General features: G+C 72.1%; 26 protein-coding genes and 1 pseudogene. 15 read left to right on the forward strand and 12 right to left on the reverse strand.

Translation table 11 applies throughout. The features are described 5' to 3' along the window. Positions 1-135: 135 nt before the first annotated feature. Entirely contained in the window at positions 136-996 is an 861-nt protein-coding gene (locus tag AC07CM_RS14250; protein ID WP_478876661.1) for a 3-hydroxybutyryl-CoA dehydrogenase, read from the reverse strand. A gap of 169 nt (positions 997-1,165) precedes the next feature. Here AC07CM_RS14250 and AC07CM_RS14255 point away from each other — a divergent pair, with 169 nt between their 5' ends. Continuing rightward, positions 1,166-2,410 carry a glycoside hydrolase family 10-like protein gene (locus AC07CM_RS14255; protein ID WP_478876662.1) on the forward strand — a complete coding sequence of 415 codons (1,245 nt, stop codon included), beginning with the start codon at positions 1,166-1,168 and terminating at the stop codon, positions 2,408-2,410. A gap of 1 nt (position 2,411) precedes the next feature. Here AC07CM_RS14255 and AC07CM_RS14260 read toward each other — a convergent pair whose 3' ends face one another. Together AC07CM_RS14260 and AC07CM_RS14265 are read right to left on the reverse strand one after the other, a co-directional pair. After that, positions 2,412-2,609 carry a DUF1918 domain-containing protein gene (locus tag AC07CM_RS14260; protein ID WP_478876663.1) on the reverse strand — a complete coding sequence of 66 codons (198 nt, stop codon included), beginning with the start codon at positions 2,607-2,609 and terminating at the stop codon, positions 2,412-2,414. Between the two features lie 16 nt (positions 2,610-2,625). Next, complete coding sequence (locus AC07CM_RS14265; protein ID WP_478876664.1) at positions 2,626-3,537, reverse strand: DMT family transporter; 912 nt, start codon at positions 3,535-3,537, stop codon at positions 2,626-2,628. Here AC07CM_RS14265 and AC07CM_RS14270 point away from each other — a divergent pair. The 3 genes from AC07CM_RS14270 (at position 3,536) to AC07CM_RS14280 (ending at position 6,153) form a co-directional block, all read left to right on the forward strand. Next, positions 3,536-5,038 carry an aminotransferase-like domain-containing protein gene (locus AC07CM_RS14270; RefSeq protein WP_478876665.1) on the forward strand — a complete coding sequence of 501 codons (1,503 nt, stop codon included), beginning with the start codon at positions 3,536-3,538 and terminating at the stop codon, positions 5,036-5,038. The two genes, AC07CM_RS14265 and AC07CM_RS14270, sit on opposite strands and share 2 nt — an antisense overlap. Positions 5,039-5,048: 10 nt before the next feature. Beyond that, positions 5,049-5,486 carry a GNAT family N-acetyltransferase gene (locus tag AC07CM_RS14275; RefSeq protein WP_478876666.1) on the forward strand — a complete coding sequence of 146 codons (438 nt, stop codon included), beginning with the start codon at positions 5,049-5,051 and terminating at the stop codon, positions 5,484-5,486. 73 nt (positions 5,487-5,559) lie between these two features. Continuing rightward, entirely contained in the window at positions 5,560-6,153 is a 594-nt protein-coding gene (locus tag AC07CM_RS14280; protein ID WP_478876667.1) for a histidine phosphatase family protein, read from the forward strand. Here AC07CM_RS14280 and AC07CM_RS14285 read toward each other — a convergent pair. Further along, entirely contained in the window at positions 6,135-6,578 is a 444-nt protein-coding gene (locus AC07CM_RS14285; RefSeq protein ID WP_478876668.1) for a DUF6314 family protein, read from the reverse strand. The genes AC07CM_RS14280 and AC07CM_RS14285 overlap by 19 nt on opposite strands. Positions 6,579-6,708: 130 nt before the next feature. Here AC07CM_RS14285 and AC07CM_RS14290 point away from each other — a divergent pair. Further along, positions 6,709-7,322 (forward strand): annotated as a pseudogene (locus AC07CM_RS14290) (alpha-L-arabinofuranosidase C-terminal domain-containing protein); the annotation flags it as partial. On the opposite strand, the gene AC07CM_RS14295 reads toward AC07CM_RS14290, so the two are convergent. Both AC07CM_RS14295 and AC07CM_RS14300 read right to left on the reverse strand, forming a co-directional pair. Beyond that, positions 7,309-7,749, reverse strand: coding sequence for a carboxymuconolactone decarboxylase family protein (locus AC07CM_RS14295; protein ID WP_478876669.1), 441 nt, complete (start codon positions 7,747-7,749; stop codon positions 7,309-7,311). The pseudogene AC07CM_RS14290 and the gene AC07CM_RS14295 overlap by 14 nt on opposite strands. After that, the gene (locus tag AC07CM_RS14300; RefSeq protein ID WP_478876670.1) at positions 7,746-8,171 is read right to left on the reverse strand and encodes a MerR family transcriptional regulator; all 426 of its coding nucleotides are present in this window, start codon (positions 8,169-8,171) and stop codon (positions 7,746-7,748) included. Before AC07CM_RS14300 ends, AC07CM_RS14295 begins: the two co-directional genes overlap by 4 nt. Positions 8,172-8,455: 284 nt before the next feature. Here AC07CM_RS14300 and AC07CM_RS14305 point away from each other — a divergent pair, with 284 nt between their 5' ends. From AC07CM_RS14305 to AC07CM_RS14350, 10 genes are all read left to right on the forward strand, one after another. After that, positions 8,456-11,041, forward strand: a complete 2,586-nt coding sequence (locus AC07CM_RS14305; protein WP_478876671.1) for a YfhO family protein — start codon at positions 8,456-8,458, stop codon at positions 11,039-11,041. A gap of 21 nt (positions 11,042-11,062) precedes the next feature. Continuing rightward, positions 11,063-12,013, forward strand: coding sequence for a glycosyltransferase family 2 protein (locus tag AC07CM_RS14310; RefSeq protein ID WP_478876672.1), 951 nt, complete (start codon positions 11,063-11,065; stop codon positions 12,011-12,013). Beyond that, on the forward strand, positions 12,013-12,399 hold the full coding sequence (locus tag AC07CM_RS14315; protein ID WP_478876673.1) for a GtrA family protein: 387 nt from the start codon (positions 12,013-12,015) through the stop codon (positions 12,397-12,399). The genes AC07CM_RS14310 and AC07CM_RS14315 overlap by 1 nt, the downstream gene beginning before the upstream one ends. 45 nt (positions 12,400-12,444) lie before the next feature. Then, positions 12,445-13,473, forward strand: a complete 1,029-nt coding sequence (gene argC / locus AC07CM_RS14320; protein ID WP_478876674.1) for an N-acetyl-gamma-glutamyl-phosphate reductase — start codon at positions 12,445-12,447, stop codon at positions 13,471-13,473. Then, entirely contained in the window at positions 13,470-14,621 is a 1,152-nt protein-coding gene (argJ, locus tag AC07CM_RS14325; RefSeq protein ID WP_478876675.1) for a bifunctional glutamate N-acetyltransferase/amino-acid acetyltransferase ArgJ, read from the forward strand. The genes argC and argJ overlap by 4 nt, the downstream gene beginning before the upstream one ends. Next, complete coding sequence (gene argB / locus AC07CM_RS14330) at positions 14,618-15,532, forward strand: acetylglutamate kinase (protein ID WP_478876676.1); 915 nt, start codon at positions 14,618-14,620, stop codon at positions 15,530-15,532. Before argJ ends, argB begins: the two co-directional genes overlap by 4 nt. Beyond that, the gene (locus tag AC07CM_RS14335) at positions 15,529-16,746 is read left to right on the forward strand and encodes an acetylornithine transaminase (RefSeq protein ID WP_478876677.1); all 1,218 of its coding nucleotides are present in this window, start codon (positions 15,529-15,531) and stop codon (positions 16,744-16,746) included. Before argB ends, AC07CM_RS14335 begins: the two co-directional genes overlap by 4 nt. A 7-nt stretch (positions 16,747-16,753) precedes the next feature. Further along, positions 16,754-17,299, forward strand: a complete 546-nt coding sequence (locus tag AC07CM_RS14340) for an arginine repressor (RefSeq protein WP_094216894.1) — start codon at positions 16,754-16,756, stop codon at positions 17,297-17,299. A gap of 97 nt (positions 17,300-17,396) precedes the next feature. After that, entirely contained in the window at positions 17,397-17,984 is a 588-nt protein-coding gene (locus tag AC07CM_RS14345) for an RNA polymerase sigma factor (RefSeq protein ID WP_478876678.1), read from the forward strand. After that, complete coding sequence (locus AC07CM_RS14350) at positions 17,974-18,738, forward strand: hypothetical protein (protein WP_478876679.1); 765 nt, start codon at positions 17,974-17,976, stop codon at positions 18,736-18,738. Before AC07CM_RS14345 ends, AC07CM_RS14350 begins: the two co-directional genes overlap by 11 nt. A gap of 16 nt (positions 18,739-18,754) precedes the next feature. Here AC07CM_RS14350 and AC07CM_RS14355 read toward each other — a convergent pair whose 3' ends face one another. The 6 genes from AC07CM_RS14355 to AC07CM_RS14380 form a co-directional block, all read right to left on the reverse strand. Beyond that, positions 18,755-19,642 carry a serine/threonine-protein kinase gene (locus tag AC07CM_RS14355; protein ID WP_478876680.1) on the reverse strand — a complete coding sequence of 296 codons (888 nt, stop codon included), beginning with the start codon at positions 19,640-19,642 and terminating at the stop codon, positions 18,755-18,757. After that, positions 19,639-21,474 carry an ABC transporter ATP-binding protein gene (locus AC07CM_RS14360; protein WP_478876681.1) on the reverse strand — a complete coding sequence of 612 codons (1,836 nt, stop codon included), beginning with the start codon at positions 21,472-21,474 and terminating at the stop codon, positions 19,639-19,641. Before AC07CM_RS14360 ends, AC07CM_RS14355 begins: the two co-directional genes overlap by 4 nt. A 369-nt stretch (positions 21,475-21,843) precedes the next feature. After that, entirely contained in the window at positions 21,844-22,584 is a 741-nt protein-coding gene (locus AC07CM_RS14365; RefSeq protein WP_478876682.1) for an FAD:protein FMN transferase, read from the reverse strand. 55 nt (positions 22,585-22,639) lie between these two features. Next, on the reverse strand, positions 22,640-23,437 hold the full coding sequence (locus AC07CM_RS14370) for an FMN-binding protein (protein WP_478876683.1): 798 nt from the start codon (positions 23,435-23,437) through the stop codon (positions 22,640-22,642). Between the two features lie 18 nt (positions 23,438-23,455). Next, the gene (locus tag AC07CM_RS14375) at positions 23,456-24,838 is read right to left on the reverse strand and encodes a ferredoxin reductase family protein (RefSeq protein WP_478876684.1); all 1,383 of its coding nucleotides are present in this window, start codon (positions 24,836-24,838) and stop codon (positions 23,456-23,458) included. A gap of 59 nt (positions 24,839-24,897) precedes the next feature. Further along, on the reverse strand, positions 24,898-25,407 hold the full coding sequence (locus AC07CM_RS14380) for an FMN-binding protein (RefSeq protein WP_478876685.1): 510 nt from the start codon (positions 25,405-25,407) through the stop codon (positions 24,898-24,900). Positions 25,408-25,415: the final 8 nt, after the last annotated feature.

The raw sequence follows: 25,415 nt of genomic DNA on the forward strand, positions 1-25,415 counted from the left end.
AGAGTGAACTCGCCTGGTGGGCGCCTGGGGAGCGTGTGCGAAGGGCATATGCGTGCCCGGCGCGCACACGGTGTGTGAAACAGATGGGCCCGGCACCGAGTCCGGTGCCGGGCCCGTGGGCGTCGCGGCGAGTAATCAGCCGTAGGTGTAGAAGCCCGAACCCGTCTTGCGGCCGAGCCGGCCCGCCTCGACCATGCGCTGCAGCAGCGGGGGAGCGGCGTACAGCGGCTCCTTGTACTCGGCGTACATCGAGTTGGCGATGGACACGATGGTGTCCAGACCGATCAGGTCGGACAGCTTCAGCGGGCCCATCGGGTGGGCGCAGCCCATCTCCATGCCGTTGTCGATGTCCTCGCGGCTCGCGATGCCCGACTCGAACATGCGGATCGCGGACAGCAGGTAGGGCACCAGCAGCGCGTTCACCACGAACCCGGAGCGGTCCTGGGCCCGGATGGCGTGCTTGCCGAGCACCTTCTCGGCGAAGACCTGGGCGCGGCTGAGCGTGCCCTCGGACGTGGTGAGCGCCGGGATCAGCTCGATCAGCTTCTGCACCGGCGCCGGGTTGAAGAAGTGGATGCCGACCACGTGGTCGGGGCGGGAGGTGGCGACCGCCAGCTTCACCAGCGGGATCGAGGAGGTGTTGGAGGCCAGGATCGCGTCCGCACGGGTCACCACCTGGTCGAGCACCTGGAAGATCTCCGTCTTCACCTGCTCGTTCTCCACGACGGCCTCGATCACCAGATCGCGGTCGGCGAACTCGCCGAGGTCGGTGGTGAAGCTCAGCCGCGCCTGCGTGGCCTCCAGCTCCTCCTCCGTGATCTTGCCGCGCTCGGCGGCCTTGCCCAGGGAGTTGAACAGCCGGGTACGGCCGATCTCCAGGGCCTCGCCGGTGGTCTCGGCGACCTTCACGTCCAGTCCCGCGCGGGCGGCGACCTCGGCGATGCCCGCGCCCATCTGGCCGCAGCCCACGACTCCGATGCGCTCGATGTCGGTCACATCGTTCCCTTCGCTGGTTGTGGCGGCTGTGGCAGGACTCCCGGGTTCGGCGCCTGCTCCGATCGTGCACGTTACCGCCAAGTATCGATGATCGATCGTCCGGGTGGGGGCATCCTGGGGCGCGGAACGATCCGTGACGGCGCGGATCCGGAGCGTTGGGGGTATCCATATGGGGCGAATCTCGCGGCGGGCGTTCGCGATGGCAGCACTGTCGACGCTGGCGACGGCACAGGGCGCGGCGGCGGCGCCGGGCCGGCGGGGCCCGGACGGCAGGGGGCCGCGTGCGGCCGCCGAGATGCGAGGGGTGTGGCTGGCGACGGTTTCCAACCGGGACTGGCCCTCGCGCCCCGGTCTCACGCCCGCCGAGCAGCGCGAGGAACTGATCGCCCATCTGGACAGGGCGGTCCGCGACCGGCTCAACACGGTCGTCTTCCAGGTGCGGCCCACGGCGGACGCCCTGTGGCCCTCGCCGTACGAGCCCTGGTCGCAGTACCTCACCGGCACCCAGGGCGAGAACCCGGGCTGGGATCCGCTCGGCACCGCCGTGCAGGAGGCGCACGCCCGCGGCCTGGAACTGCACGCCTGGTTCAACCCGTACCGCATCGCCAACCACACCGACCCCACCCGGCTGGCCCCCTCGCACCCGGCCCGCAAGCATCCGGACTGGGTGGTGCCCTACGGCGGCAAGCTCTACTACAACCCGGGTCTGCCCGAGGTGCGCGCCTTCGTCCAGCGGGCCATGCTCGACGCGGTCGGCAAGTACCCGGTCGACGCCGTCCACTTCGACGACTACTTCTACCCGTATCCGGTCGCCGGGCAGACCTTCGACGACGACGACGCCTACGACCGGTACGGAGGCGACTTCTCCAGCCGGGCCGCCTGGCGCCGGGACAACATCGACCGCCTGGTCAAGGAGATGGCGGCCGGCATCAAGCGGGTAAGGCCCGGCACCCGGTTCGGGATCAGCCCCTTCGGGGTGTGGCGCAACGCCGCCACCGACTCGCGCGGCTCGGACACCCGGGCGGGCGTGCAGACGTACGACGATCTGCACGCCGACACCCGCACCTGGGTGCGGCGGCACTGGATCGACTACATCGTCCCGCAGCTCTACTGGCACATCGGCTTCGCCGCCGCCGACTATGCGACCCTGGTCGAGTGGTGGGCGGGGGTGGCCAAGGGCACCGGGACGCGCCTCTACATCGGCGAGGCGCTGTACAAGGCCGGGGCCGCCGGGCAGCCGTCGCAGTGGCAGGACCCGGTCGAGCTGTCCCGGCACCTCACGCTCGCGGCAAGGTATCCGCAGGTGCACGGGCACGTGTTCTTCGCCGCCAAGGATGTGGCGGTCGATCCCGTCGGGGCGATGGCGCGGGTGGTCGCCGACCACTACCGGGAGCCGGCGACGCCACCGCGCTGATCTATTGCTGTTCCTTGTCCCTGTGCTTGACCTGGCAGTCGGGGCCGGGGGACATCACGGCCTCGTGCCCGTCCGGGAACCGCACACGGTAGGGCGGGTTGCCCTCCGAGCCCAGCACCTCGACGACTTCGGAGACATGGTCGTGCTGTCCGACCACCCTGCCGTGCTGGACAAGCTTGTCGCCCACGCTTGCGCGCATCAGGCCCTCCTCACGGTCACGACCGTTGGGTGACGGCGATGCAGACGAGCACGGCGACAGCGGTCAGCGGAGCGGCCGCAGTCAGGTGCTCGCCCAGCAGCAGCGCCGACCACACCAGTGTGAGCAGCGGCTGGGCCAACTGCAACTGGCTGGCCCTGGGGATCCCGATGGCCGCCATGCCGCGGTACCAGACGACCAGTCCGAGGAACTGCGAGCCCAGCGCGACCCACAGCAGACCGGCCACGCCGTGTCCGGTGACATGGACCGGCTCGTACGACAGCGCCAGCGCGGCGGCCGGCAGGCTCAGCGGCAGGCACAGGACCAGTGCCCAGCCGATGACCTGCCAGCCCGGCATGACCCGGGCCAGTCTGCCGCCCTCGGTGTACCCGGCCGCGCACACCAGCAGCGCGGCGAAGAGGTAGCCGTCGGCGGCGGTGAGGGTGCCGCCGCTCTGGCCGACCGTGAAGGCGAGCACGGCGGTCGCACCCGCCAGCGCCGCCAGCCAGAACCGCCGCGAGGGCCGGTTGCCCATGCGCAGGGCCGAGCAGACGGCGGTGGTCAGCGGCAGCAGGCCCACCACCACGGCGGCGTGGGAGGTGGTCGAGGTCTGCAGAGCCAGCGTGGTCAGCAGCGGGAAGCCGATCACCACCCCGGCGGCCACCACGGCCAGGCCCGGCAGATGCCGGCGGTCCGGCAGCGGCACCCGCAGGATCAGCAGACATCCGCCCGCCACGAGCGCCGCGAGGACGCTGCGCACCGCCACCAGCGACCAGGGGCCGAAGCTCTCCAGGCCCCAGGCGGTGGACGGGAAGGTGAGGGAGAAGGCGATCACGCCGAGGGCGGCCTGAGCGGTGCCGTGGGACCGGCGCTCCGAGGGAGCGGGGACCGCTATCGCTGTCGGGGTAGTAGCGCTACTCTGTGCTCTCATGCATGAGCGTAGCAGTGTGGGCGAACTCGCAGAGCAGCTGAGGCGGGAACTCGACCGCTACTCACCAGGTGGAAAGCTGCCGTCGAGCAGGGCGCTGGTCGAGCGGTTCCGGGTCAGTCCGGTGACCGTCTCCCGGGCCCTGGCCCAGCTGGCCGCCGAGGGACTCGTGGTCACCCGGCCGGGCGCCGGCGCCTTCCGTGCCCGGCCGCACGCGCCCGCCGAGCCCACCGGGGACACCTCCTGGCAGGAGGTCGCGCTGAGCGCCGACGGCGCCGCCGACCTCGTACCGCGCACGGTGGACGCCTCCGGGGTCACCGTCTCGCTCGCCGCCCCGCCGCCGGGAGTGCTGGAGTTCAACGGCGGCTATCCGCACCCTTCGCTGCAGCCCGAGCGTGCGATGGCCGCGGCCCTGGCCCGGGCCGGGCGACGGCCCGGCGCCTGGGGCAGGCCGCCGCTGGAGGGACTGCCGGAGCTGCGGGAGTGGTTCGCGCGCGGCATCGGCGGGGCCGTCACCGCCGCCGAGGTGCTGATCGCCGCCGGCGGCCAGTCCGCCCTGGCCACGGCCCTGCGTGCGCTGGCACCGCCGGGTGCGCCGGTACTGGTCGAGTCGCCCACCTACCCGGGCATGCTGGCCCTGGCCCGTGCGGCCGGCCTGCGTCCGGTCCCGGTGCCCGTGGACCCGGAGGGCGTGCGTCCGGACCTGCTCGCCGACGCCTTCCGGGCCACCGGTGCCCGGGTGTTCGTCTGCCAGCCCCTCTTCCAGAACCCGACCGGCGCGGTCCTGGCCCCGGACCGCCGCGCCGAGGTGCTGCGCATCGCCCGCACGGCGGGCGCGTTCATCGTCGAGGACGACTTCGTGCGACGTCTCGTGCACGTGGACTCGGGCCCGCTGCCCCGCCCGCTGGCCGCCGACGACCCCGACGGCGTGGTCGTCCACGTCGGCTCCCTGACCAAGGCGACCTCGCCCAGTTTCCGGGTGAGCGCGCTGGCCGCACGCGGGCCCGTGCTGGAACGCCTGCGCGCCATCCAGGTCGTCGACAGCTTCTTCGTCCCCCGGCCCCTGCAGGAGGCCGCCCTGGAACTGGTCGGCTCTCCGGCCTGGCCCCGCCATCTGCGGTCCCTCTCGGCCGAGCTGAAGACCCGCCGCGACGCCATGACGGGTGCGCTCGCCCTCCACCTCCCCGAACTCTCCCTGCCGCACGTCCCGGCCGGCGGCTACCACCTCTGGCTGCGCCTTCCCGACGGGGGCGACGAGCCGTCCCTGACCGCCGCCGCCCTGCGCGCGGGCGTCGCCCTCACCCCCGGCCGCCCCTACTTCAGCGCCGAACCACCCGCGGGCCACCTCCGGCTGAGCTTCGCGGCCGTGGCCGGCACGGGGGAGATCACGGAGGGCGTGCGGCGGCTGCGGGTGGCGTGCGACGAGGTGTTCGCGCGGAAGGCACCGGCCCCCGTGCGCACCGGGCGGGGAAATCGGGTCGACTCCGGTCCGCCGGGCCTGTGAGGATCCCCGCATGAGCGACGCACCCGCCCTCCCGGAGGGCTACGAGTTCTCCGCCGACACCGCCCGCGTCGACGTCGACCGCGTGCACCGCTGGCTGTCGACCGACGCCTACTGGGCTGTCGACCGCCCACGGGAGAAGCACGAGCGGGCGATGGCGTCCTCGATCAACTTCGGGGTCTACGACACGGCCTCCGGCGACCAGGTGGCGTACGCGCGCGTGGTGACCGACCGGGCCCTGTTCGCCTGGCTCGCCGATGTGTACGTGGACCCCGCGGCGCGCGGCAAGGGCGTCGGCACGGCGTTCGTCGGCCGGGTCCGGGACCACCTGCGCCCCTTCGGGGTGCGCCGAATCGTACTCGCCACGCATGACGCGCACGGGGTCTACGAGAAGCTGGGCTTCCGGCCGCTGGACCGTCCCGACCAGTGGCTGGTCCACCCCTTCGAGTAAGCATCCGCATACCTCGGGTAACTCACAGGCAACAGCCCTTGACCTGCGCACATCCGAGGCACACCATCACCGCATGCCATTTCGGGTGACGTTCGTCGCCGCCGCGCGCAGTTCTCCGCTGCTGGCGGAGCGCTTCGAGGACGACAGGCCGCTGGACCAGGCCGGCTGGGACGAGGTGCAGCGCCTCGCAGGGGACCTGCTGCCGCTGGCGGCGGCCGAGCTGCGCTACTGCTCCCCGACCCCGCGCAGCCGTGCCACCGGAGACGCCCTGGGATACGCGCCGCTGGTGCAGCTCGCCCTGCGCGACTGCGACATGGGCCGCTGGCGCGGGCTGACACTGGGAGAGGCGATGGCCCGCGAGCCGGAGTCGGTGGACGCCTGGCTCGCCGACCCGCGCTCCACGCCGCACGGCGGCGAGTCGCTGCTGGCCTTCATCTCCAGGGTGGGCGCCTGGCTGGACACCCGCCCGGCGGACGACGGGGGCCGGATCGTCGCCGTCGCCGAGCCCTCGGTGATCCGCGCAGCGCTGGTGTACGCGCTGAAGGCACCCCCCGCGACCTACTGGAACATCGACGTCCGCCCGCTGTCGGCGACCACGGTGACGGGCCGCTCGGGCCGCTGGAACCTCCGCCTCGACGGTGTCAGCGCTCAGCCCTCGCGCACGTAGGCGGTGGTCAGGACCAGGTCCTTCGCCGGTCCGCCGACCCACCACACCGTGTGCCAGTGGTCGGCGTCGGTGACCGTGAACTCGCCGCGGTAGAGGTCGGCCGCGCAGGGGTGGTCGGCGACGTGGCGTCCCGAGGTCAGGTCCAGCTCGTGGAAGGGCCGGCCGTCCGCGAAGCGTACGTCCGCCGTGCCCGGCGTGTCCCCGGGCAGAAACCGCAGGGTACGGGTCGCGGGCCGCGCCACGCCCTGCCAGGTGAAGGTCCCGGACTCCTCGTGCAGCAGCCCGCCGCCGTCGAGCGGACGGAAGAGGGTGGCTCCCGTGAAGAGCCCCTCGTCCCCGCCCGCCAGATCCCGGACCGTCCGCTCCACGCGCCAGCGCCCGGCAAGATGGGCCAGTACATCGGCCACGGGCCACATTCCGTTCATCGTCACCCCTTTGCGAGCCCGTGCCGAGCCTACGCGCGGCGGTCGTGCCCGCCCCATTGACGTGCTCATACCCCTTCCCTATCCTGCTGTTCGAAATACTGACCACTGTCTGATATTTCGAATATCGCCCGAGAGCACCATGGTCCAGGCCGACGACACGTCCTGGCACGACTACGACCTGCATGTGAAGGCCACCAAGAAGTCCGGCGAGGAGGGCTTCCTCGTGGCCTTCGGCGTCAAGGACACCGGCAACCACTACTGGGGGAACCTGGGCGGCTGGAACAACACCCAGAGCGCGGTCGAGCAGGCGGTGGACGGCGGCAAGTCCACGCTGATCTCCAACGCGGGCTCGGTCGAGACCGGCCGGGCCTACGACATCGACATCAAGGTCCGCGGCCGCCAGGTCACCCTCTTCCTGGACGGGCAGCAGTGGGGCAGTTTCACCGACGACAGGCCGGCCGAGCCGTTCCGCCAGGTCGTCACCCGGGACGCGAAGACCGGTGAGCTGATCGTCAAGGTCGTGGGCGCCCAGGCCTCGGCGGCCCGCACGGCGATCGACCTGGGCGGCGCGAAGGTGGCGTCCAAGGGCGGGTGGCCACCCTGGCCGCAGCGCCCGGCGCGGTGAACACCGAGACGTCCACGGCGGTCGCCCCGCGTACGTCCACGTTCACCGGAGTCGCCGGGAGGTTCACGTACACCTTCCCGGCGAACTCCGTCACCTTCCTGCGGATCAAGCAGAGGTAGCCACGGTGTCGTCCGCGGGCTGCCGTCCGAGCGGCAGCAGCCCGCGCTCGGCGAAGACCTTCTTCGCGGCGAAGGTCGCGTTCAGCGCCTTCGGTATGCCGCAGTAGACGGCGGAGTGCAGCAGCGCCTCGGTGATCTGTTCGGCCGTGAGGCCCACGTTGAGCGCCGCGTTCACATGCACGTCCAGCTGGGCCTCGCAGCCGCCGAGCGCGGTGAGCATGCCCAGGGTGACCAGCTGACGGTCGCGCGGGGCGAGCCCGGGCCGGTCGTAGATCTCCCCGAAGGCCCACGCGACGATCTGGTGCCCCAGCTCCGGGCTGATGTCGGCGAGCGAGTCGACGACCCGCTGCCCGGCCTCGCCGTCGACCTTCTTCAGAACCTCCAGGCCGTGCGCGAAACGCTCGTCACGGGTGGTGCTCTCGCTCATGTCCGGTCTTCCGTTCCCGGCTGCCCGCCGTGCAGCAGCCCTTCGTAGTGGTCGATCTTGTCGTCCAGCGCCGCCGCGTTGCGCCTGAGCGCACGGATGCGGACGGCCACTTCGGCCCGGTGCTCGCGGAGCATCGCCAGCCGGTCGGCGACCGTCGCGTCCCCCGCCGCCCGCAGCCGTGCGAACCGCTGCATGTCGGCGATCGACATGCCGGTCTCGCGCAGCCGCAGCAGGAACTCCAGCCAGGCGAGGTCCGCCGCCTGATAGCGCCGCTGGTTGCCGGTGGTCCGGCCGACCCGCTCGATCAGGCCGGCCTTCTCGTAGTAGCGCAGCGTGTCGTGCGAGAGGCCGGTGCGCTCGGCCACCTGGGCGATCGTCAAGGACGGCTCCGGGCGCCGCGGGAGGGGCTGTCCGCTGGTCATGACAAGAACCGTAGAACCTGGAGCGCGCTCCAGGTCAAGCCCGCCCGGCGAGCACCCCTCCCAGGTGCTCCAGGAGAGGCCGATTCACCTTCGAAACACCTTCCGGAAAGCCAACGTTTTCCCGTCCTTCATGAAATTCACGCGGCGTTTTCCGTATTCGGAAGACGCCGTCTCATTTTTTGGTGAGCGCACAACCAATCAGAAACGTGCCCCGTCTAAGCCGGCGAATCAGTGAACAGCACATTCCATGGGGGACGCCGAAGAATGCAGGACAGGAACCGGGCGTGAAAGTGATATCCCGACCGAGGCGCGCCGCCGCCCTGCTCGCCGCGGCCGTCACGATCGCGGCCTTCTGCGCCGCCGACGTCCTCGCCCGCAGCTACCCCTTCGGCCCCCGCACGCGCAGCGTCAACGACCTGGGCAACCAGTACGTGCCCTTCCACGCCCACCTCTGGGACCTGCTGCACGGCAGGGCCGACGGCGGCCTCCTGGTCAACTGGCAGTCCGGCTACGGCTCCAGCTTCCTGCCCGACCTCGGCACCTACCTCGGCAGCCCGTTCGCCCCGCTGGTCGCCCTCTTCCCACGGGACGAGATCGACCTCGCGGTGTACGCCGTCACCGGTCTGAAGACCGCCGCGGCCGCGGCCGCCATGGCCTGCCTGCTGCTGACCCTGCGGCCCGGCCGCTGGTGGGCGGCGGGCCTGCTCGGCGCCTCGTACGCCCTGTGCGGCTGGAGCGTCGCCGACGCCTCCTACAACCCGATGTGGCTCGACGGCCTGATCGCCCTGCCCCTGCTCTGCCTGGTCGGCGAATGGGCCATCGCCGGACGCCACCGCGTGCCCGGCGTCCTGATCGTCGCCCTCGCCTGGACCGCCAACTTCTACACCGCCTACATGGCCACCCTCGGCGCCGGCCTGGTCCTGCTGGTCCGGCTGGTGCAGGCCGGCCTGTCCCGCAGGGCGGCGCTCGCGGCGGCGGGCCGCGCCGTCCTCACCGTCGTCCTCGGCGTGGGCCTCGCCGCCCCGCTGGTGACCGTCGTCTACTTCGGCACCGAGCACGCCCACCCGGGCCGGGTCCGCCCGTTCACCCCGGTGGCGAGCGAGGACCTGCTGGCCCGGCTGCTGCCGACGACGTACGGCTTCGGCTCCCCGGCCGGCTACGTGGGCGTCACGGCCCTGCTGCTCGCCCTCGCCCTCCCGTTCCACCGCGCGGTACCCGCCCGGGTGCGCACGGGCTGGACGGTCCTCGTGCTCGCGATGACCCTGTCGATGCAGTGGGCGCCGACCCACCTGGTCTGGCACGCGTTCGCCACCCCGCAGGGCAGCCCCTACCGCCAGGCCTTCGTACTGTGCGGGCTGCTGGTGATCGCCGCCTGGCACACGCTGTCGTACGGGCCGCCCGGCCTGCGCGCGCTCGCCGCGGCCAGCGGGCTCCTAGCCCTGATCACGGCCCTCGCGAGCCGCAGCGACCTGGTGCGGGCCCACACCTGGCCGGTGCTGCTGCTCGCCACCGCGGGCGCGCTCGGCGGGCTGGCCCTGCTGCACCGCGCCGACGCCGGGCGGCGCACCCGGCTGGCCGGCCTGGCCGTCGTACTCCTGCTCGGTGCGCAGCTCGGCGAGACGGCCGCCACCTCCGCCGTGGCCACCCGGCTGCGCCTCGCGCATCTCGACGACTACGCGCCCTGGGGACAGCGGCAGCAGCGGCAGGCGGCGGCGATCGCCGAGGCCGACGGCTGGCCCCGGTACCGCACCGACCCCGGACGCGAGCAGACCGTCGGCAACGACCCGATGCTGGTGGGCGGCCAGGGCGCCCAGTACTACAGCAGCCTGACCTCCGACGTCCTCAGCCGCACGCTCACCGCGCTCGGCGGCGGCTGGACCTCGCGCGGCCGGAGCGTGCAGAGCCTGGACAACCCCGTCACCGACGTCCTCTTCTCGGTCGGCGCCCGGGTGCACAACCCGCCGGACCCGCACCAGCGGCGCCTCCCGCAGGACGCCGGCCCGGTGACCGTCTCCCGGCAGGACGTGCCGCCCCTCGTGACGGTACGGGCCGCTCCCGACCGGGCCGCCTTCGGGCCGTCGCCGTACCGCAACCAGGAACTGCTGCTCGGCAGTCGCGTCTACACCGTGCCCACGCTCGCCGTGCACGACGACGCCGGGAAGCCCGCCCGGGGGCGCCGGGTCGGATCCGGGAACGCCCTGGCACGGCCCACGATCACGGCCCGCTGCCCGGTCGGGACCCAGGTGTACCTGTGGGCCCCGCACTACTCCGGGACGGCGCGGCTCACGGACCCCGGGGCCGCGGCACGCTTCACCTTCGACCACCCGCGCAACCGCGCCGCCATGGAGCCGCTCGGCCCGGCCCCGGCCTCCGGGAGGCTGCGCGTCGAGCTGTCCCCGGACCGCCCCGGGCGCATCCCGGACGGCGCGGTCGGCTGCCTGGACACCGGGCGGCTGCGTGCCGCGGCCGCCCGGCTGAAGGCCGCCGGCGCCACCGGGGTGACCGTCTCCGACGGCACCCTCCGGGCCGAACTGCCCGCCGACAGCAGGGGGATCGCCGTCGTCGCCGCGCCCCGGATCGCCGGCTGGCGGTGCGCCACCGGCGGCGGACCGGCCCGGCCCGCGGGGGAGTACCACGGCCTGATCGCCGTCCCGCTGACCGGCAGCGCCGCCACCTCCACCACCTCCACCACCTCTGTATCGCTGACCTGCACCTTCCGCCCGCCCGGCCTGCGGCTGGGCACGGCCGTCGGGGCGGCCTCGCTTCTCGCGCTCGGCCTGCTCACCGCCCTCACCGCCGTCCGCCGCCGGCGTGCCCCGGCACCGTCCACGACCACGCCGCCGCGCGAGCGCGTGACCACCGTTCTCTGACCGCGCCCCTGGGGGACCGCCATGCTGATATCGATCGTCGCGCCCTGCTACAACGAGGAAGCCGTCCTGGAGCGCTTCCACGAGGAGGTCCAGAAGGTCGCCGACGAGCTGCTGCCGCTCGGCCACGACATGGAGTTCGTGTACGTCGACGACGGCAGCCGTGACCGCACGCTGGCCGTCCTCCAGCACCTCGCCGACCGCGACTCCCGGGTGCGCTACGTCTCCTTCAGCCGCAACTTCGGCAAGGAGGCGGCCCTGCTCGCGGGCCTGCGGCACGCCTCCGGGGACTCGGTCGTCGTCATGGACGCAGACCTCCAGCATCCGCCGGAACTGATCAAGCGGATGGTGCAGCTGCGCGGTCAGGGCCACGACCAGGTCGTCGCCAGGCGCAGCCGCACCGGCGACCGTCTCGTCCGCACCCTCACCGCCCGCCTGTACTACCGGCTCGTCAACCGCCTGGTGGACGTCGAACTCGTCGACGGTGTCGGCGACTTCCGCCTGCTGTCGCGCCGCGTGGTGGACGCGGTCCTGAACCTCACCGAGTACAACCGCTTCTCCAAGGGCCTGTTCGCCTGGGTCGGCTTCCCGGGCACCACCTTCGAGTACGAGAACGCGGCGCGCGAGGCCGGCCGCAGCTCCTGGTCCTTCCGCGGCCTCCTCAACTACGGCCTCGACGGCCTGCTGTCCTTCAACAACCGGCCGCTGCGCGCCGCCCTCTGGCTCGGCATGGGCCTGCTGGTGTGCGCGGGGCTGTACACCGCCTGGATCGTGGGCGCCGCGCTCGTCAACGGGGTCCAGACGCCCGGGTATGTGACCATCATCACCGCCGTCACCGCCCTCGCGGGCGTGCAGATGGTCATGCTGGGAGTCATCGGGGAGTACACCGGCCGCATCTACTACGAGGTGAAGGGGCGCCCGCACTTCCTGGTGAAGGCGACCAACGTGGAACGGACGAAAGACCTCATCCCCTGATGCCCAATCCCCTGCTGTCGAGGCAGATCCTCACCTTCGCTGTCGTCGGTGTCGTGAATACCGCCACCTACTACTGTCTTTACCTGTTGTTTCTGACCGGCCTTCCCTACCTCGCGGCGCACGTCCTGGCATTCCTGCTCAGTATGGTCGGATCCTTTTTCCTCAACGCGCGCTTCACCTATCGGACGCGGCCCACCTGGCGGAAATTCCTGCTGTTCCCGCTGACGAACGCCACCAATTTCCTGATCACCACCGTCGGCGTGTACGTGATCGTCGACGTCCTGCACGCCGGGAGCCGCTTCGCCCCACTGCTCGCCTCGGCGGCGGCGATCCCGGTCACCTTCGTGGTGTCCCGCTGGGTGATGCTTCCGAAGTCGATTGCATAAAAGTGCAGCGATACGTATAGTCATGCCATCCAGAGGAGGATGGACATGGCGGTACGTGCGGCGGTGGCCGGAGCGAGCGGATACGCGGGCGGCGAGGTCCTGCGCCTGCTCCTCGCGCACCCCGAGGTCGAGATCGGTGCCCTGACCGGCAGCTCCAACGCCGGCCGGCGGCTCGGCGCGCTCCAGCCGCATCTGCTGCCGCTGGCCGACCGCGTGCTGACCGAGACCACCCCCGAGGCCCTCGCCGGGCACGACGTCGTCTTCCTGGCGCTGCCGCACGGGCAGTCCGCCGCCGTCGCCGAGCAGCTCGGCCCGGACGTGCTCGTGGTCGACATGGGCGCCGACTTCCGGCTGAAGGACCCGGCCGACTGGGAGACCTTCTACGGCTCCCCGCACGCCGGAACCTGGCCCTACGGCCTCCCCGAACTTCCGGGTGCCCGCGCCGCGCTGGAGGGGTCCAAGCGCATCGCGGTGCCCGGTTGCTACCCGACCGCCGTCTCCCTCGCCCTGTTCCCGGCCTACGCGGCCCACATCGCCGAGCCCGAGGCGGTGATCGTCGCCGCGTCCGGCACCTCCGGCGCGGGCAAGGCCCCCAAGCCGCACCTGCTCGGCAGCGAGGTCATGGGTTCCATGTCGCCGTACGGCGTCGGTGGCGGCCACCGGCACACCCCCGAGATGATCCAGAACCTCAGCGGGGTGGCGGGGCGGCGGATCGCGGTCTCCTTCACACCGACCCTCGCGCCGATGCCGCGTGGGATCCTGGCCACGTGCAGTGCCACGGCCCTCGACGGGGTGACGGGGGACTCCGTCCGCGCCGCGTACGAGAAGGCCTACGCCGACGAGCCCTTCGTCCACCTGCTCCCCGAGGGCCAGTGGCCCACCACGGCGTCCGTCCACGGTTCCAACGCCGTTCAGGTGCAGGTCGCGTACGACGCGGCGGTGGGCCGCATCATCGCGATCAGCGCCATCGACAACCTGACCAAGGGCACCGCGGGCGGTGCCGTCCAGAGCATGAACATCGCCCTGGGTCTCGACGAGACCACGGGACTTTCCACGATCGGAGTCGCACCGTGAGCGTCACGGCAGCCAAGGGATTCACGGCGGCGGGCATCGCCGCCGGGATCAAGGAGAACGGCAACCCCGACCTGGCCCTCGTGGTCAACAACGGGCCGCGCCGTGCCGCCGCGGGCGTCTTCACCTCCAACCGTGTGAAGGCCGCGCCGGTGCTGTGGTCGGAGCAGGTTCTGGGGAGCGGCCAGGTCTCGGTCGTGGTGCTCAACTCCGGTGGCGCCAACGCCTGTACGGGCCCCAAGGGCTTCCAGGACACGCACGCGACCGCCGAGAAGACGGCCGAGGTGCTCGGCCGGGGCGCCATCGAGGTCGCCGTCTGCTCCACCGGACTCATCGGCGTGCTGCTGCCCATGGACAAGGTCCTCGCGGGAGTGGAGACGGCCGCCGGTGCCCTGAGCGAGCACGGCGGCGAGAAGGCCGCCATCGCCATCAAGACCACCGACACCGTCCACAAGACGTCCGTGGTGACCCAGGACGGCTGGACCGTCGGCGGCATGGCCAAGGGCGCGGGCATGCTCGCCCCCGGTCTTGCCACCATGCTGGTCGTGCTCACCACGGACGCCGACCTGGACGGCGACACACTGGACGAGGCGCTGCGCGCGGCGACGCGCACGACCTTCGACCGGGTCGACTCCGACGGCTGCATGTCCACCAACGACACCGTGCTGCTGCTCGCCTCCGGCTCCTCCGGCATCACGCCCGGGTACGAGGAGTTCGCCGAGGCCGTGCGCCGGGTCTGCGACGACCTCGGACGGCAGCTCATCGGTGATGCCGAGGGCGCCGGCAAGGACATCAAGGTGGAGGTGATCAACGCCGCGACCGAGGACGACGCCGTCGAGGTGGGCCGCTCCGTCGCCCGCAACAACCTCCTCAAGTGCGCCATCCACGGCGAGGACCCGAACTGGGGCCGCGTCCTCTCGGCCATCGGCACCACACGGGCCGCCTTCGAGCCCGACCAGCTGAACGTCGCCATCAACGGCGTCTGGGTGTGCAAGAACGGTTCCGTCGGCGAGGACCGCGAACTGGTCGACATGCGCTACCGCGAGGTGCACATCGTGGCCGACCTCGCGGCCGGCTCCGCGACCGCAACCATCTGGACCAACGACCTCACCGCCGACTACGTCCACGAGAACAGCGCCTACTCCTCATGAGCACCGGAACCACGCGCAAGCACACCGCCCTGCCCAAGGCCCAGATCCTCATCGAGGCGCTGCCCTGGCTGACCCGGCACCACGGCAAGACCGTCGTCATCAAGTTCGGCGGGAACGCCATGGTGAACGAGGAGCTGAAGGCCGCCTTCGCCCAGGACGTGGTCTTCCTGCGGCACGCCGGCCTCAAGCCGGTCGTGGTGCACGGCGGCGGCCCCCAGATCAGCGCCGCCCTCGACCGGCACGGCATCGTCAGCGAGTTCAGGGCGGGTCTCAGGGTCACCACCGAGGACGCCATGGACGTCGTACGGATGGTGCTGGCCGGCCAGGTGCAGCGCGAGCTGGTCGGGCTGCTCAACCAGCACGGCCCGCTCGCCGTGGGCCTGACGGGCGAGGACGCCCACACCATCACCGCCACCCGGCACCAGCCCGAGATCGACGGCGAACTCGTCGACATCGGGCGGGTCGGCGAGATCACCGCGATCGACACCGGCGCGATCGAGGCCCTGCTGGCCGACGGCCGCATCCCGGTCGTGTCCTCGATCGCCCGATCCCAGGACGACGGACATGTCTACAACGTCAATGCTGATACGGCGGCTGCGGCACTCGCTGCGGCACTGGGCGCCGAAACCCTCATGGTCCTCACCGACGTCGAGGGCCTCTACGAGGACTGGCCCAACTCCGACGAGGTGATCAGCCGCCTCACCGCGTCCCAGCTGGAGAAGCTGCTGCCGGAGCTGTCCTCCGGCATGGTGCCGAAGATGCAGGGCTGCCTGCACGCCGTGCGCAACGGCGTGCACACCGCCCGCGTCATCGACGGCCGGGTCCAGCACTCGATCCTGCTGGAGATCTTCACCGACGAGGGCATCGGCACCATGGTCGTGCCCGACGAAGCCGAGGGGGAGCAGTCATGACCGGCACCGCGAGCAACGCAGAGCTGACCGCGCGGTGGCAGGGCGCGCTCATGAACAACTACGGCACCCCGCGGCTGCCCCTCGTACGCGGCGCGGGCACCCGGCTCTGGGACGCCGACGGCAAGGAGTACCTCGACTTCGTCGGCGGTATCGCGGTCAACGCGCTCGGCCACGCCCACCCCGCCGTCGTCGAGGCGGTGAGCCGGCAGATCGCCTCGCTCGGCCATGTCTCCAACCTGTTCGTCGCCGAGCCGCCCGTCGCCCTCGCCGAACGGCTCCTGCAGCTCTTCGGCCGGGACGGCAGGGTCTACTTCTGCAACTCCGGGGCCGAGGCCAACGAGGGCGCCTTCAAGATCGGCCGGCTGACCGGCCGCACCCACATGGTCGCCACCCGGGGCGGCTTCCACGGCCGCACCATGGGTGCCCTCGCGCTCACCGGCCAGCCCGGCAAGCAGGAACCCTTCCTGCCCCTGCCCGGCGACGTCACCCACGTCCCGTACGGCGACGCCCAGGCACTGGCCGCCGCGGTGACGGAGGAGACGGCCCTCGTCGTCATCGAGCCGATCCAGGGCGAGAACGGCGTCGTGGTGCCCCCGGCCGGCTATCTGAAGGCCGCGCGGGCGATCACCGCCGCCACCGGGGCGCTGCTCGTGCTGGACGAGGTGCAGACCGGCGTAGGCCGTACCGGCAACTGGTTCGAGTACCAGGCCCACGAGGGCGTCCTGCCCGACGTCGTCACGCTCGCCAAGGGGCTCGGCGGCGGGCTGCCGCTCGGCGCCACCGTGGCCTTCGGGCGGGCCGCCGAACTGCTCCGGCCCGGCCAGCACGGCACGACCTTCGGCGGCAACCCGGTCGCCTGCGCCGCGGGGCTCGCGGTCCTCGACACCATCGCGGACGAGGGCCTGCTGGACAACGTGAAGCGGCAGAGCGGGGCACTGCGCGAGGGAATCGAGGCGCTGGACCACCCGTTGATCGATTATGTCCGGGGCGCGGGCCTCCTGCTGGGTATCGTGCTCACCGGGCCGCTCGCGCCACAGGTGCAGCAGGCGGCCCAGGAGGCCGGGTTCCTGGTGAACGCGCCCGCTCCCGACGTCGTGCGGCTCATGCCGCCGCTGAACCTGAGCGACGACGAGACCGGCGCCTTCCTCGGGGCGCTGCCCGGCATCCTCGACGCAGCGGACCCAGCGAATGGGGACGGACGATCCGGAGAATGAGACGACGATGAGCCAGGCGCAGGACCACGAGCAGGCGGCGGGGGCCGGACCGGCCGTGCCGCAGACCCGCACCGCGCGCCACCGCCGGATCGTGGACATCCTCAACCGGCAGCCGGTGCGCTCGCAGAGCCAGTTGGCCAAGCTGCTCGCCGACGACGGACTGAGCGTCACCCAGGCGACGCTCTCCCGCGACCTCGACGAGCTGAACGCGGTCAAGATCCGCAACAACGACGGCGACCTGATCTACGCGGTGCCGAGCGAGGGCGGCTTCCGCACGCCGCGCGCCCCGCTGGGGGAGTCGGCGAAGGAGGAGCGGATGCGGCGCCTGTCCCAGGAGCTGCTCATCTCCGCGGAGGCCTCCGCCAACCTCGTGGTCCTGCGGACCCCGCCCGGGGCCGCGCAGTTCCTCGCCTCGGCCATCGACCAGGCCGAACTGCACGACATCCTGGGCACGATCGCGGGTGACGACACGTTGCTGCTGATCAGCCGCGATCCCACCGGTGGACAGGCGCTCGCGGACCACTTGCTGCGACTGGCGCAGAACGGGCACTGACCCACGTGCGGGGTCCGGCACGTCGGCGGAGAATGGGTATGTGATCTTCCCCGGCGGTCGGGCAATCCGCTGGCGGCGGCCGACCGTATACAGAGGTGTGTCGGGTTTCCGGTTCCCCGTGGGCCGCCTCCCGGACGAGGCTCTCCTGTCCGGGTTGGCCACCGGTGATCCGGAACTCGCCGTCACCTTCGTACGGAGGTTCCAGCACAGGGTCTTCGGTGTGGCGATGGCCGTCACCGGAGATCCGCAGCTCGCCGAAGACATCGCCCAGCAGACGTTCGAGCGCGCGTGGCGCCACGCACAGATCTACGACTCGCGCCGCGGGTCGGTCACGACCTGGCTGACGACCATCGCGCACAACCTCGCCATCGACGCCGTCCGTGCGCGTCGGACGGAGCCGGTGGCGCCCGAGGACCTCGACGCGCTTCTGGGCGTCGTCACCGAGACCCCCGAGGAGTGGGCACTGGCCGACGAGGCCTCGACCCAGCTCCGGGCCGCGGTGGCGCGGCTGCCGCGGGAACAGGCCCGTGCCCTGGTGATGGCAGGTATCTACGGAATGACGGCCCAGCAGGTCGCCGAGGCGGAGAATATCCCGCTCGGCACCGCCAAGACGCGGATCAGGGCAGCGATGGGGAAACTGCGGATCACACTCGCGTCTCCGAAGCGAGGCGACCATGTCCAGTGACGTGACCTGCGAGAAGCTGCGGGAGATCGGCGCCGAACTGGCGCTCGGTGTGCTGCCGGGCCGCGAGCGCGCGGAGGCGGTCGCCCATCTGGACCGGTGCGCGGACTGCCGGGAGTACGTCGAGCAGCTGTGCCTGGCCGGTGAGAAGCTCATCGGCCTGCTGCCGGACCGTGAGCCTCCGCTCGGGTTCGAGACCCGAGTGGCTCGCAGTCTGGCCCACGACGTGGCGCACGAGGCGCGCCCGCAGGCGCGTGCCTCCGCGCAGCAGGGCGTGCGCAGCCGCGCACGCCGGGCCCGGCTGCGCATCGCGTCCGTCGCGGCCACCGTCGCGGTCGCCGTCGGTTTCGCGGGCTGGGCGGTCGGGACCGCCATCCAGGAGGTCACGGCCTCGCCGCCCGCCGCCGTGTCCTCCGAACCCGTACTGGTCGGAGACATGACCACGGCACAGGACGGCGGACAGCCCGCGGGCGAGATGTACGCCCACCCCGGCGCCCCCGGCTGGATCTTCATGACCGTCGCTCTCACCGGGCCCGGCACGCCGTACAACGGTCAGGTCAACTGCCTCCTCGAGCGCCCGGACGGCACGACCGTCCGCGTCGGGGACTTCCGCCTGCGCGACGGACACGGCCAGTGGGGCGGGGCGGCCCCCGTCGACCCGGCGGTGGTCTCGGGCGCCCGGATCACCGCACCGGACGGCACGGTCCTCGCCACGGCCCATCTGCAGACGGGGCACGTCGTCACCCCCGTGGAGTGAACCCGGCGGCCTGATCTCAGGGGCGCTGCGGGCCGCCCAGCGCCGTCTCCAGGGCGGCGGACAGTTCGGCGACCGTGGGCCGGGACGACGCGTCGGCCCGCAGACAGCCGTCGACGGCGGCGGCGAGAGCCGGTGGCAGGCGCCGCCGGGACGTGACCGGTGGGGCGTTCCGCTCCAGCTGCGGATACCGCTTCTGCGGACGGTCCGTGTCGTCGTCGCCCTCGTCACGGAGCCCGGCAGGTGCCTGGTCGCAGGCGAACGGCAGCTCACCACAGGCCACTTCGAACAGCGTCACGCCGACGCCCCACACATCGGCGGCGGCTGTGAGCGGCCCGCCCCGGGCCTGCTCGGGGGCGAGATAGCAGAACGTGCCCAGCCCCGCGGGCGCCGGCCCGGGAGGCCGCGCGACGCTCAGGTCGAGCACCTTCGCGTGACCGCGGTCCACCACCACGTTGGACGGCTTGACGTCCAGGTGCAGCAGCCCCTGACCGTGCAGGTAGTGGATCGCCGAACACAACTGCACCCCGAGGAGCGCCACGTCGGCGGCGGCCGGCCGGTGCCGCAGCCGGTCCAGGAGATGGGACAGCGTCTCCCCGGTCAGCGTCTCCAGGACGACCAGCGGCTCGGGCGACTCGAAGGTCTCGTAGGCGCGCACCAGGTGCGGATGCGTGAACTCCCGCAGCCAGCGGCCCTCCCGCAGCAGCCGCTCGGTCAGCCGCTCCTCGCCCCGGCGGTCGGGACGCACCGTCTTGATCACGCAGCGGCACTCACGCTCCTCGCTCCAGGCGTCGTAGACGTCGAGCCAGCCCGTGCGCGCCAGATGAGCCAGGACCTCGTAGCCCGTGACCGGCTTCGTGCCCGGTGCCAGGGGCGGCGGGACCGTCCGGGCCGCGGGGGCGCTCACGACAACACCTTCCCCGAGGCGGTGGATCCGGTCGTGCCGTTCAGCCGGTGGAGCCGGGCGTACGGTCCCTCGCGCCGCAGCAGTTCATCGTGGACGCCGGTCTCGACGACCCGGCCGTGGTCCAGCACCACGATGTGCCCGGCGTCCCGGACGGTGAGCAGGTTGTGGGAGATGACGATGGTCGTCCGCCCGGCCATGAGGCGGCGCAGCGGATCCATGATCCGCCTGCCCGAGCCGACGTCGAGCCCGGTGGTCGGCTCGTCGAGGAGCAGCACGGGAGCGTCCCTGACCATCGCGCGGGCGATCGCCAGCCGCTGGCACTGGCCGCCGGAGAGCGTCCGGCCGCGCTGGCCGACCAGCGTGTCGTAGCCCTCCGGGAGCAGCTCGATGAACTCGTGCGCGTCCGCGGCGCGGGCCGCCGCGACGATCTCCGCCTCCGTAGCCTCCGGGCGGCCGTAGGCGATGTTCTCCCGCACGGTCCCGTGGAAGACGAGCGTCTCCTGGAGCACCACGGCGACACTGTCCCGCACGTCCGACAGGCGCAGGGTGCGCAGGTCGCTGCCGTCGAGGCGGACGGCTCCCCGGTCGGGGTCGTAGAAGCGCAACTGCAGCTTCGCGACAGTCGACTTGCCGGCCCCGCTCGCCCCGACCAGCGCCAGCGTCTCCCCGGGTGCCACATGGAAGGACACGTCCGACAGCGACCAGGCCCCGGTCTCCGGATAGCGGAACCAGACGCCGTCGAACTCCACGTCGCCCCGCGCCCGGGTGATCCGCCGGGCGTCTGCCGCCTCGACCACCTGCGGCCGCTGGTCCAGCAGCTCGATGATCCGTTCGGCCGAGGCGGAGGCCGCGTAGAAGGTGGTGCCGAGCCGGGAGAGGCCGCGGACCGGGGTGTAGAGCTTGCCGATCAGCGCCAGGAAGACCAGCAGCCCGCCCAGCGTGAGTTCGCCTTGGGCCAGTTTCCAGGTGCCGAGGCCCATGACCGCGAGGCCGCCGGTCACCTCGATGACCTCGACGACGGGTCCGTAGACGGCACGGATCCGTGCCGAGGCCATCGCCGCCCGGAACCGGCCGGCGCTCTCCCGCTCGAACCGGCGCGACTCCCACCCCTGGCGGTTGTACGCCTGCACGAGGGCGACATTGCCCAGCGACTCCTCGGCGATCGCACTGATCGAGCCGCTCAGCCGCCTGCGCTCCCGCGAGGCCTGCTTGATCAGCCGTGAGAAGTGCAGGCCGGCGGCCCAGAACAGCGGCACGATGACCAGGGCGAGCAGGGTCAGGTCCCAGCGCAGGTAGAACAGCAGGCCGAGGAAGACGCCGAGCCGGATCACGTAGTAGAGGGCGTCGGCCACTCCCGAGAGCAGGAACGTCTCGACCGAGTCGACGTCGCCCGTGACCCGCGAGAGCACGTCGCCGAGCCGCCGGCGTTCGAAGAAACCGAGTGAGAGGCCCTGGACGTGCCGGAACACATCGGCGCGCAGGGACAGCAGGAACCGTTCGCTGACCCAGGTGGACGTCACGTTGTCGGCGAACCCCAGGATGCCGGAGAAGAGGACCAGCCCCAGATAGGCCGGTGCGATCCACAGGAACGGCCGGAGATCCCGGGGGACGAGCACGTCGTCCACGACGATCTTGAACAGCCAGATCTCGGCGGCGTCGACGGCCGGGCCGACCAGGCTGAAGAAGACGATGGGCACGAGCCAGCGCCGCCAGCCGCGGGTGTAGGGCCAGAATCGCCGGAACACGGCCGCCGGGGGCACCGGGGGCGCGGCCGGGACCACGGCGTCGGAGGCCTCACCCACCGTCAGCAGACGCCGCAGGAGATGCGCCATGACACGCGTTCCTCGGGGATCGGCGAAGCGGACCGGGTCCTCCGGTCCCCGGTCCGCTCAGCCCTCGGGTGTGCTCAGTAGCCGCCGTGGCCGCCGTGGTCGCCGTGGCCGCCGTGGTCACCGTGGCCGTGGTCGCCGTGGCCGTGGTCGCCGTGGCCGTGGTCGCCGTGGTCGCCGTGGTCGCCGTGGCGGAAGCCGTGCCCTGAACCGTCGTTGTTCGACGAGTCGTCGCCGCCCCGGCGCATGGCAGGCATGAGACTGCTGAAGATGGCCATATCGTTCCTCCCGAAACTTGTCTGCGTAGGGGATACGTCTCAGGACGGAACTTGGATGGCGTTTCGGCGCAATACGTGACAAAAACTCCACACTTCAACCGAGTCGGGCCGCCAGGCCCCCGGTGCACCGCACCTCGTCCCCGGCCGTGATCAGCAGCGCCTCCACGCCGGGCAGCGACTCCAGCCACGCAAGCCCCGCCCGCGACCCCATCGCGAACGCGGCCGTGGCCCAGCAGTCCACCCAGGTCAGCCGGGGCCCCACCACCGTCACCGACACCAGGTCGGTCACCGCCGAGCGGCCCGTGCGCGGATCCACGATGTGCGCGCCCCGCTCGGCCGTGCCGGACGTGGCCACGGACAGTTCGTCCACGCCTGCCGCCGAGATCACCGCCGCCAGGCCGCCGGGGCGCAGTGGATCGGACACCCCGACCCGCCACGGCCGCTGGGCTTCCGGGGCGCCCAGCATCTGGACGTCGCCGCCCCCGTTCACGCTGACCCCGCACACCCCGTCCACCGCCGCCAGCAGCCGCGCCGCTCGCTCCGCCGACCAGCCCTTCACGATCCCGGTCGGATCCAGCACCCCCCGGTACCGGGGGCTGAACCACCCCTCGCTCACCCGCTCCGCCTCGGCCGCCAGCTCCAGCACCTCGGCCACCTCCGGAGCGCACTCCGCCACGGTCAGCTCTTCCCGGGCCAGCCGCGACACCTCGCTGTCCTCGCGGTAGGTGGAGAAGAGCTCGTCGACGCGGTGCAGGCCCGCGACCGCCTCCTGAAGTGCCCTCCGTACGGCACGGGGTTCCCCGCCGCGGACGTCGAAGGAGAAGACGGTCCCCATGACCTCCTCCGCGTGACGCACCGCGGCGGGAGCTTCAGCCGGCTCCGCCACCGCGTCAGCCACCGGCCTGGTCCAGCGCCGACTGCAGCGACTGCTTGTAGCCGGTACTGGTGTAGGTGGCCCCGGAGACCGCGTCGATGGTCGCGTTCCCGGCGGCCACGGCCTCCTGGTTGAGCTTGGGCACGGCCAGCTGTGTCTTCTGGTCGCTGAGGCCGCCCTTGGGCGCCTGCACCGCCTCAGCCTTGGTGATCTTCCCGCTGCTGACCGTGATCCGCACCTGCACCGGTCCGTACTGCGTCTGGGCGACCTTGCCGGTGACCGTGCGCGCCTGGGTCGAACCGGAGGAGCCCGAAGAGCCGGAGGAGCCCGAGGAGCCGGCCGAGGACGCCTTCACCTTGTCCAGCGCCGACTGCAGCGACTTCTTGTAGCCGGTACTCGTGTACGTCGCGCCGGACACCGCGTCGATCTGCGCGCTCTGCGCCGCCACGGCCTCCTGGTTGAGCTTGGGCACGGCCAGCTGTGTCTTCTGGTCGCTGAGGCCGCCCTTGGGCGCCTGCACCGCCTCAGCCTTGGTGATCTTCCCGTCGGCCACGGTCAGCCGTACCTGCACGGTCCCGTACTGGGTCTGCGCCGCGTCGCCGGTCACCGTGCCGGAGCCGGTGGAGGCCTGCGCGCCGCCCTGCTGACCGCCCTGGGGCGACTCCTGTCCCGGCGCCGACTGCTGCGCCGCCGCGCCCGCCGCCGACGCGGCGGCCGGATCCGACGCGGGCTTCAGCGACAGCAGCAGCACGACACCGGACACGGTGGCGGCGGTGGCCAGCACGACGCGCCGAATGGGGTGGCTCTTCCTCATCGCTTCAGCAGCTCCCGCTCACATCTCGAACGACTCGTGGTGGATACGGCGCGCGGGGACCCCCGCGCCGCGCAGTGCCTCGTACACCGTCTGCGCGAACCCGGGCGGACCGCACATGAAGACGTCGTGGTGGTCGATGTCCGGGATCTTCCGCTCCAGGTTCTCCGCGGAGATGTCCGGCCGCTCGCCGTCGGGGCTGTTGACCGCGTACATCAGCCGGGCGCCCCGCTCGTCGGCGATCGCGGCCAGCTCGTCCCACAGTGCCAGGTCCTGGGTGGTGTTGGCCCGGTAGAGCAGGGTGATGTCACCGGCCGCGCCGGGCAGCGTCTCGAACAGCGCCCGCATCGGCGTGATGCCGACCCCGCCCGCGACCAGCAGCACCTTGCCCCGGCTGCGCCGCTGCGCGGTGAGCGCGCCGTACGGGCCCTCCGCCCACACCCGGGTGCCGGGCGTCAGCTCGCGCAGCCGGGCGCTGTGGTCGCCGATCGCCTTCACCGTGATCCGCAGCATGTCGGGGCGCGGCGCCGCCGACAGCGAGTACGGGTGCGAGCTGAACCGCATCCCGGGCGCCAGGAACCGCCAGCGGAAGAACTGGCCCGCCTCCGCGCCCATCCGGTGCAGCTTCCGCCCGCCGATCAGCACCGACACGATGCCGGGCGTCTCCTCGATGACCGCTTCCACCCGCATCCGGTGGCGGACGTTCAGCCGGATCGGGGTGAGGATCCGGTACCAGACCACCAGCGCGGTGACGGTGCCGTACAGCGCGTACCAGAAGGTCTTGGCCGTGGGCTCGACCGCGAAGTCGTTCCCGGTGGTGATCTGGTGCCAGAACGTGAGGAAGACCGCCGCGTACGTGAGCAGGTGGACGTGGTACCAGGCGTCGTACGGCAGCCGGCGGCGGATCCCGCCGACCGACGTCACGCCGATGACCACGAACAGGCCCGTGCCGAGGGCGGCCTTGCCCATGTCGGGCAGCTGGTTGATGGAGTCGATGGTCTGCTGGACGATGTCGCCGAGCGACTTGCCCGCCTGCAGCGCGTACCCCCACATGGTGAGGAAGACGTGCGCGACGATCAGACAGAGCGTGTAGCGGCCGCTCATCGCGTGCCAGCGGGCCACCCGGTCGGAGCCGACGCGCCGCTCCAGCGCGGGCACCCGAGCCATCTGCAGCACGACCAGCGCCATGAGGTATCCGGCCAGCAGCCCGGTGATCCGGCCCGCGTTGAGGATCCTGCCGTTGTTGTCCGCGATGGACGGGGTGTTGTGCCACCAGAGCCACAGCACGGCCGCCGCGCCCGCCCAGACCGCCAGCAGCAGCGGGACGGCCGGGGAACGGCGCGGGCGGATGCGGCGCATCGTCTGGCGGCGGGCGGCACGTCCGCCTGCGAGCGTGGTGGTCACGGTTCCTCCGTGGGGACTTGACCGTTGGCCCACAGATACGTGCCGCATGCGCTGAGTGTTCAGAGGCCCGCGGAGTCGAGCGCGGACTGGAGCGACTGGCGATAGCCGTCACTCGTGTACGTGGCCCCGGACACCGCGTCGATCTGCGCGCCCTGCGCCGCCAGGGCCTCGCGCCGCAGCTGCGGGAGGGCGTAGCTGTTGATCTCCTGGTCGCGCGGGTTGTCCTGCGGGTAGGCGACCGCGGTCACGTCGGTGAGCTTGCCGCTCCTGATCGTGACCCGGACCTGGACCGGACCCCAGCGGGTCTGGACCGTGTCGCCCGTGACGGTCTTGCTCACGCGGGTCCCGGGTCCGCTCGACGAGCCACCGGACCCGCCGGACGACCCGCTCGACCCGCTCGACTCGGCCGGGGCACCGGCGCTGCTGGACGGCGCGGGGGAGGCGGCGCCCACCTCGATACCGGGGCTGGTGTGGGGCTTCAGGGACAGCAGCAGCACCATCCCGGAGACGGTGACGGCGCTCGCGAGCACGATGCGGCGCAGGGGGCGGTTCTTCTTCAGGGCGTGCACTTCTGATG

This window comes from Streptomyces sp. NPDC044061, assembly GCF_056434305.1.

Excerpts from the sequence above, each read along its gene's own strand:
- AC07CM_RS14360 (WP_478876681.1), bottom strand. The coding sequence starts at position 21,474 with ATGGCGCATCTCCTGCGGCGTCTGCTGACGGTGGGTGAGGCCTCCGAC.
- AC07CM_RS14315 (WP_478876673.1), top strand. The coding sequence starts at position 12,013 with ATGCCCAATCCCCTGCTGTCGAGGCAGATCCTCACCTTCGCTGTCGTC.
- AC07CM_RS14255 (WP_478876662.1), top strand. The coding sequence starts at position 1,166 with ATGGGGCGAATCTCGCGGCGGGCGTTCGCGATGGCAGCACTGTCGACG.
- argB (WP_478876676.1), top strand. The coding sequence starts at position 14,618 with ATGAGCACCGGAACCACGCGCAAGCACACCGCCCTGCCCAAGGCCCAG.
- AC07CM_RS14310 (WP_478876672.1), top strand. The coding sequence starts at position 11,063 with ATGCTGATATCGATCGTCGCGCCCTGCTACAACGAGGAAGCCGTCCTG.
- AC07CM_RS14285 (WP_478876668.1), bottom strand. The coding sequence starts at position 6,578 with ATGAACGGAATGTGGCCCGTGGCCGATGTACTGGCCCATCTTGCCGGG.
- AC07CM_RS14275 (WP_478876666.1), top strand. The coding sequence starts at position 5,049 with ATGAGCGACGCACCCGCCCTCCCGGAGGGCTACGAGTTCTCCGCCGAC.
- AC07CM_RS14265 (WP_478876664.1), bottom strand. The coding sequence starts at position 3,537 with ATGAGAGCACAGAGTAGCGCTACTACCCCGACAGCGATAGCGGTCCCC.
- AC07CM_RS14365 (WP_478876682.1), bottom strand. The coding sequence starts at position 22,584 with ATGGGGACCGTCTTCTCCTTCGACGTCCGCGGCGGGGAACCCCGTGCC.
- AC07CM_RS14270 (WP_478876665.1), top strand. The coding sequence starts at position 3,536 with ATGCATGAGCGTAGCAGTGTGGGCGAACTCGCAGAGCAGCTGAGGCGG.
- AC07CM_RS14340 (WP_094216894.1), top strand. The coding sequence starts at position 16,754 with ATGAGCCAGGCGCAGGACCACGAGCAGGCGGCGGGGGCCGGACCGGCC.
- AC07CM_RS14280 (WP_478876667.1), top strand. The coding sequence starts at position 5,560 with ATGCCATTTCGGGTGACGTTCGTCGCCGCCGCGCGCAGTTCTCCGCTG.
- AC07CM_RS14350 (WP_478876679.1), top strand. The coding sequence starts at position 17,974 with ATGTCCAGTGACGTGACCTGCGAGAAGCTGCGGGAGATCGGCGCCGAA.
- argC (WP_478876674.1), top strand. The coding sequence starts at position 12,445 with ATGGCGGTACGTGCGGCGGTGGCCGGAGCGAGCGGATACGCGGGCGGC.
- AC07CM_RS14260 (WP_478876663.1), bottom strand. The coding sequence starts at position 2,609 with ATGCGCGCAAGCGTGGGCGACAAGCTTGTCCAGCACGGCAGGGTGGTC.
- AC07CM_RS14370 (WP_478876683.1), bottom strand. The coding sequence starts at position 23,437 with ATGAGGAAGAGCCACCCCATTCGGCGCGTCGTGCTGGCCACCGCCGCC.
- AC07CM_RS14300 (WP_478876670.1), bottom strand. The coding sequence starts at position 8,171 with ATGACCAGCGGACAGCCCCTCCCGCGGCGCCCGGAGCCGTCCTTGACG.
- AC07CM_RS14335 (WP_478876677.1), top strand. The coding sequence starts at position 15,529 with ATGACCGGCACCGCGAGCAACGCAGAGCTGACCGCGCGGTGGCAGGGC.
- AC07CM_RS14295 (WP_478876669.1), bottom strand. The coding sequence starts at position 7,749 with ATGAGCGAGAGCACCACCCGTGACGAGCGTTTCGCGCACGGCCTGGAG.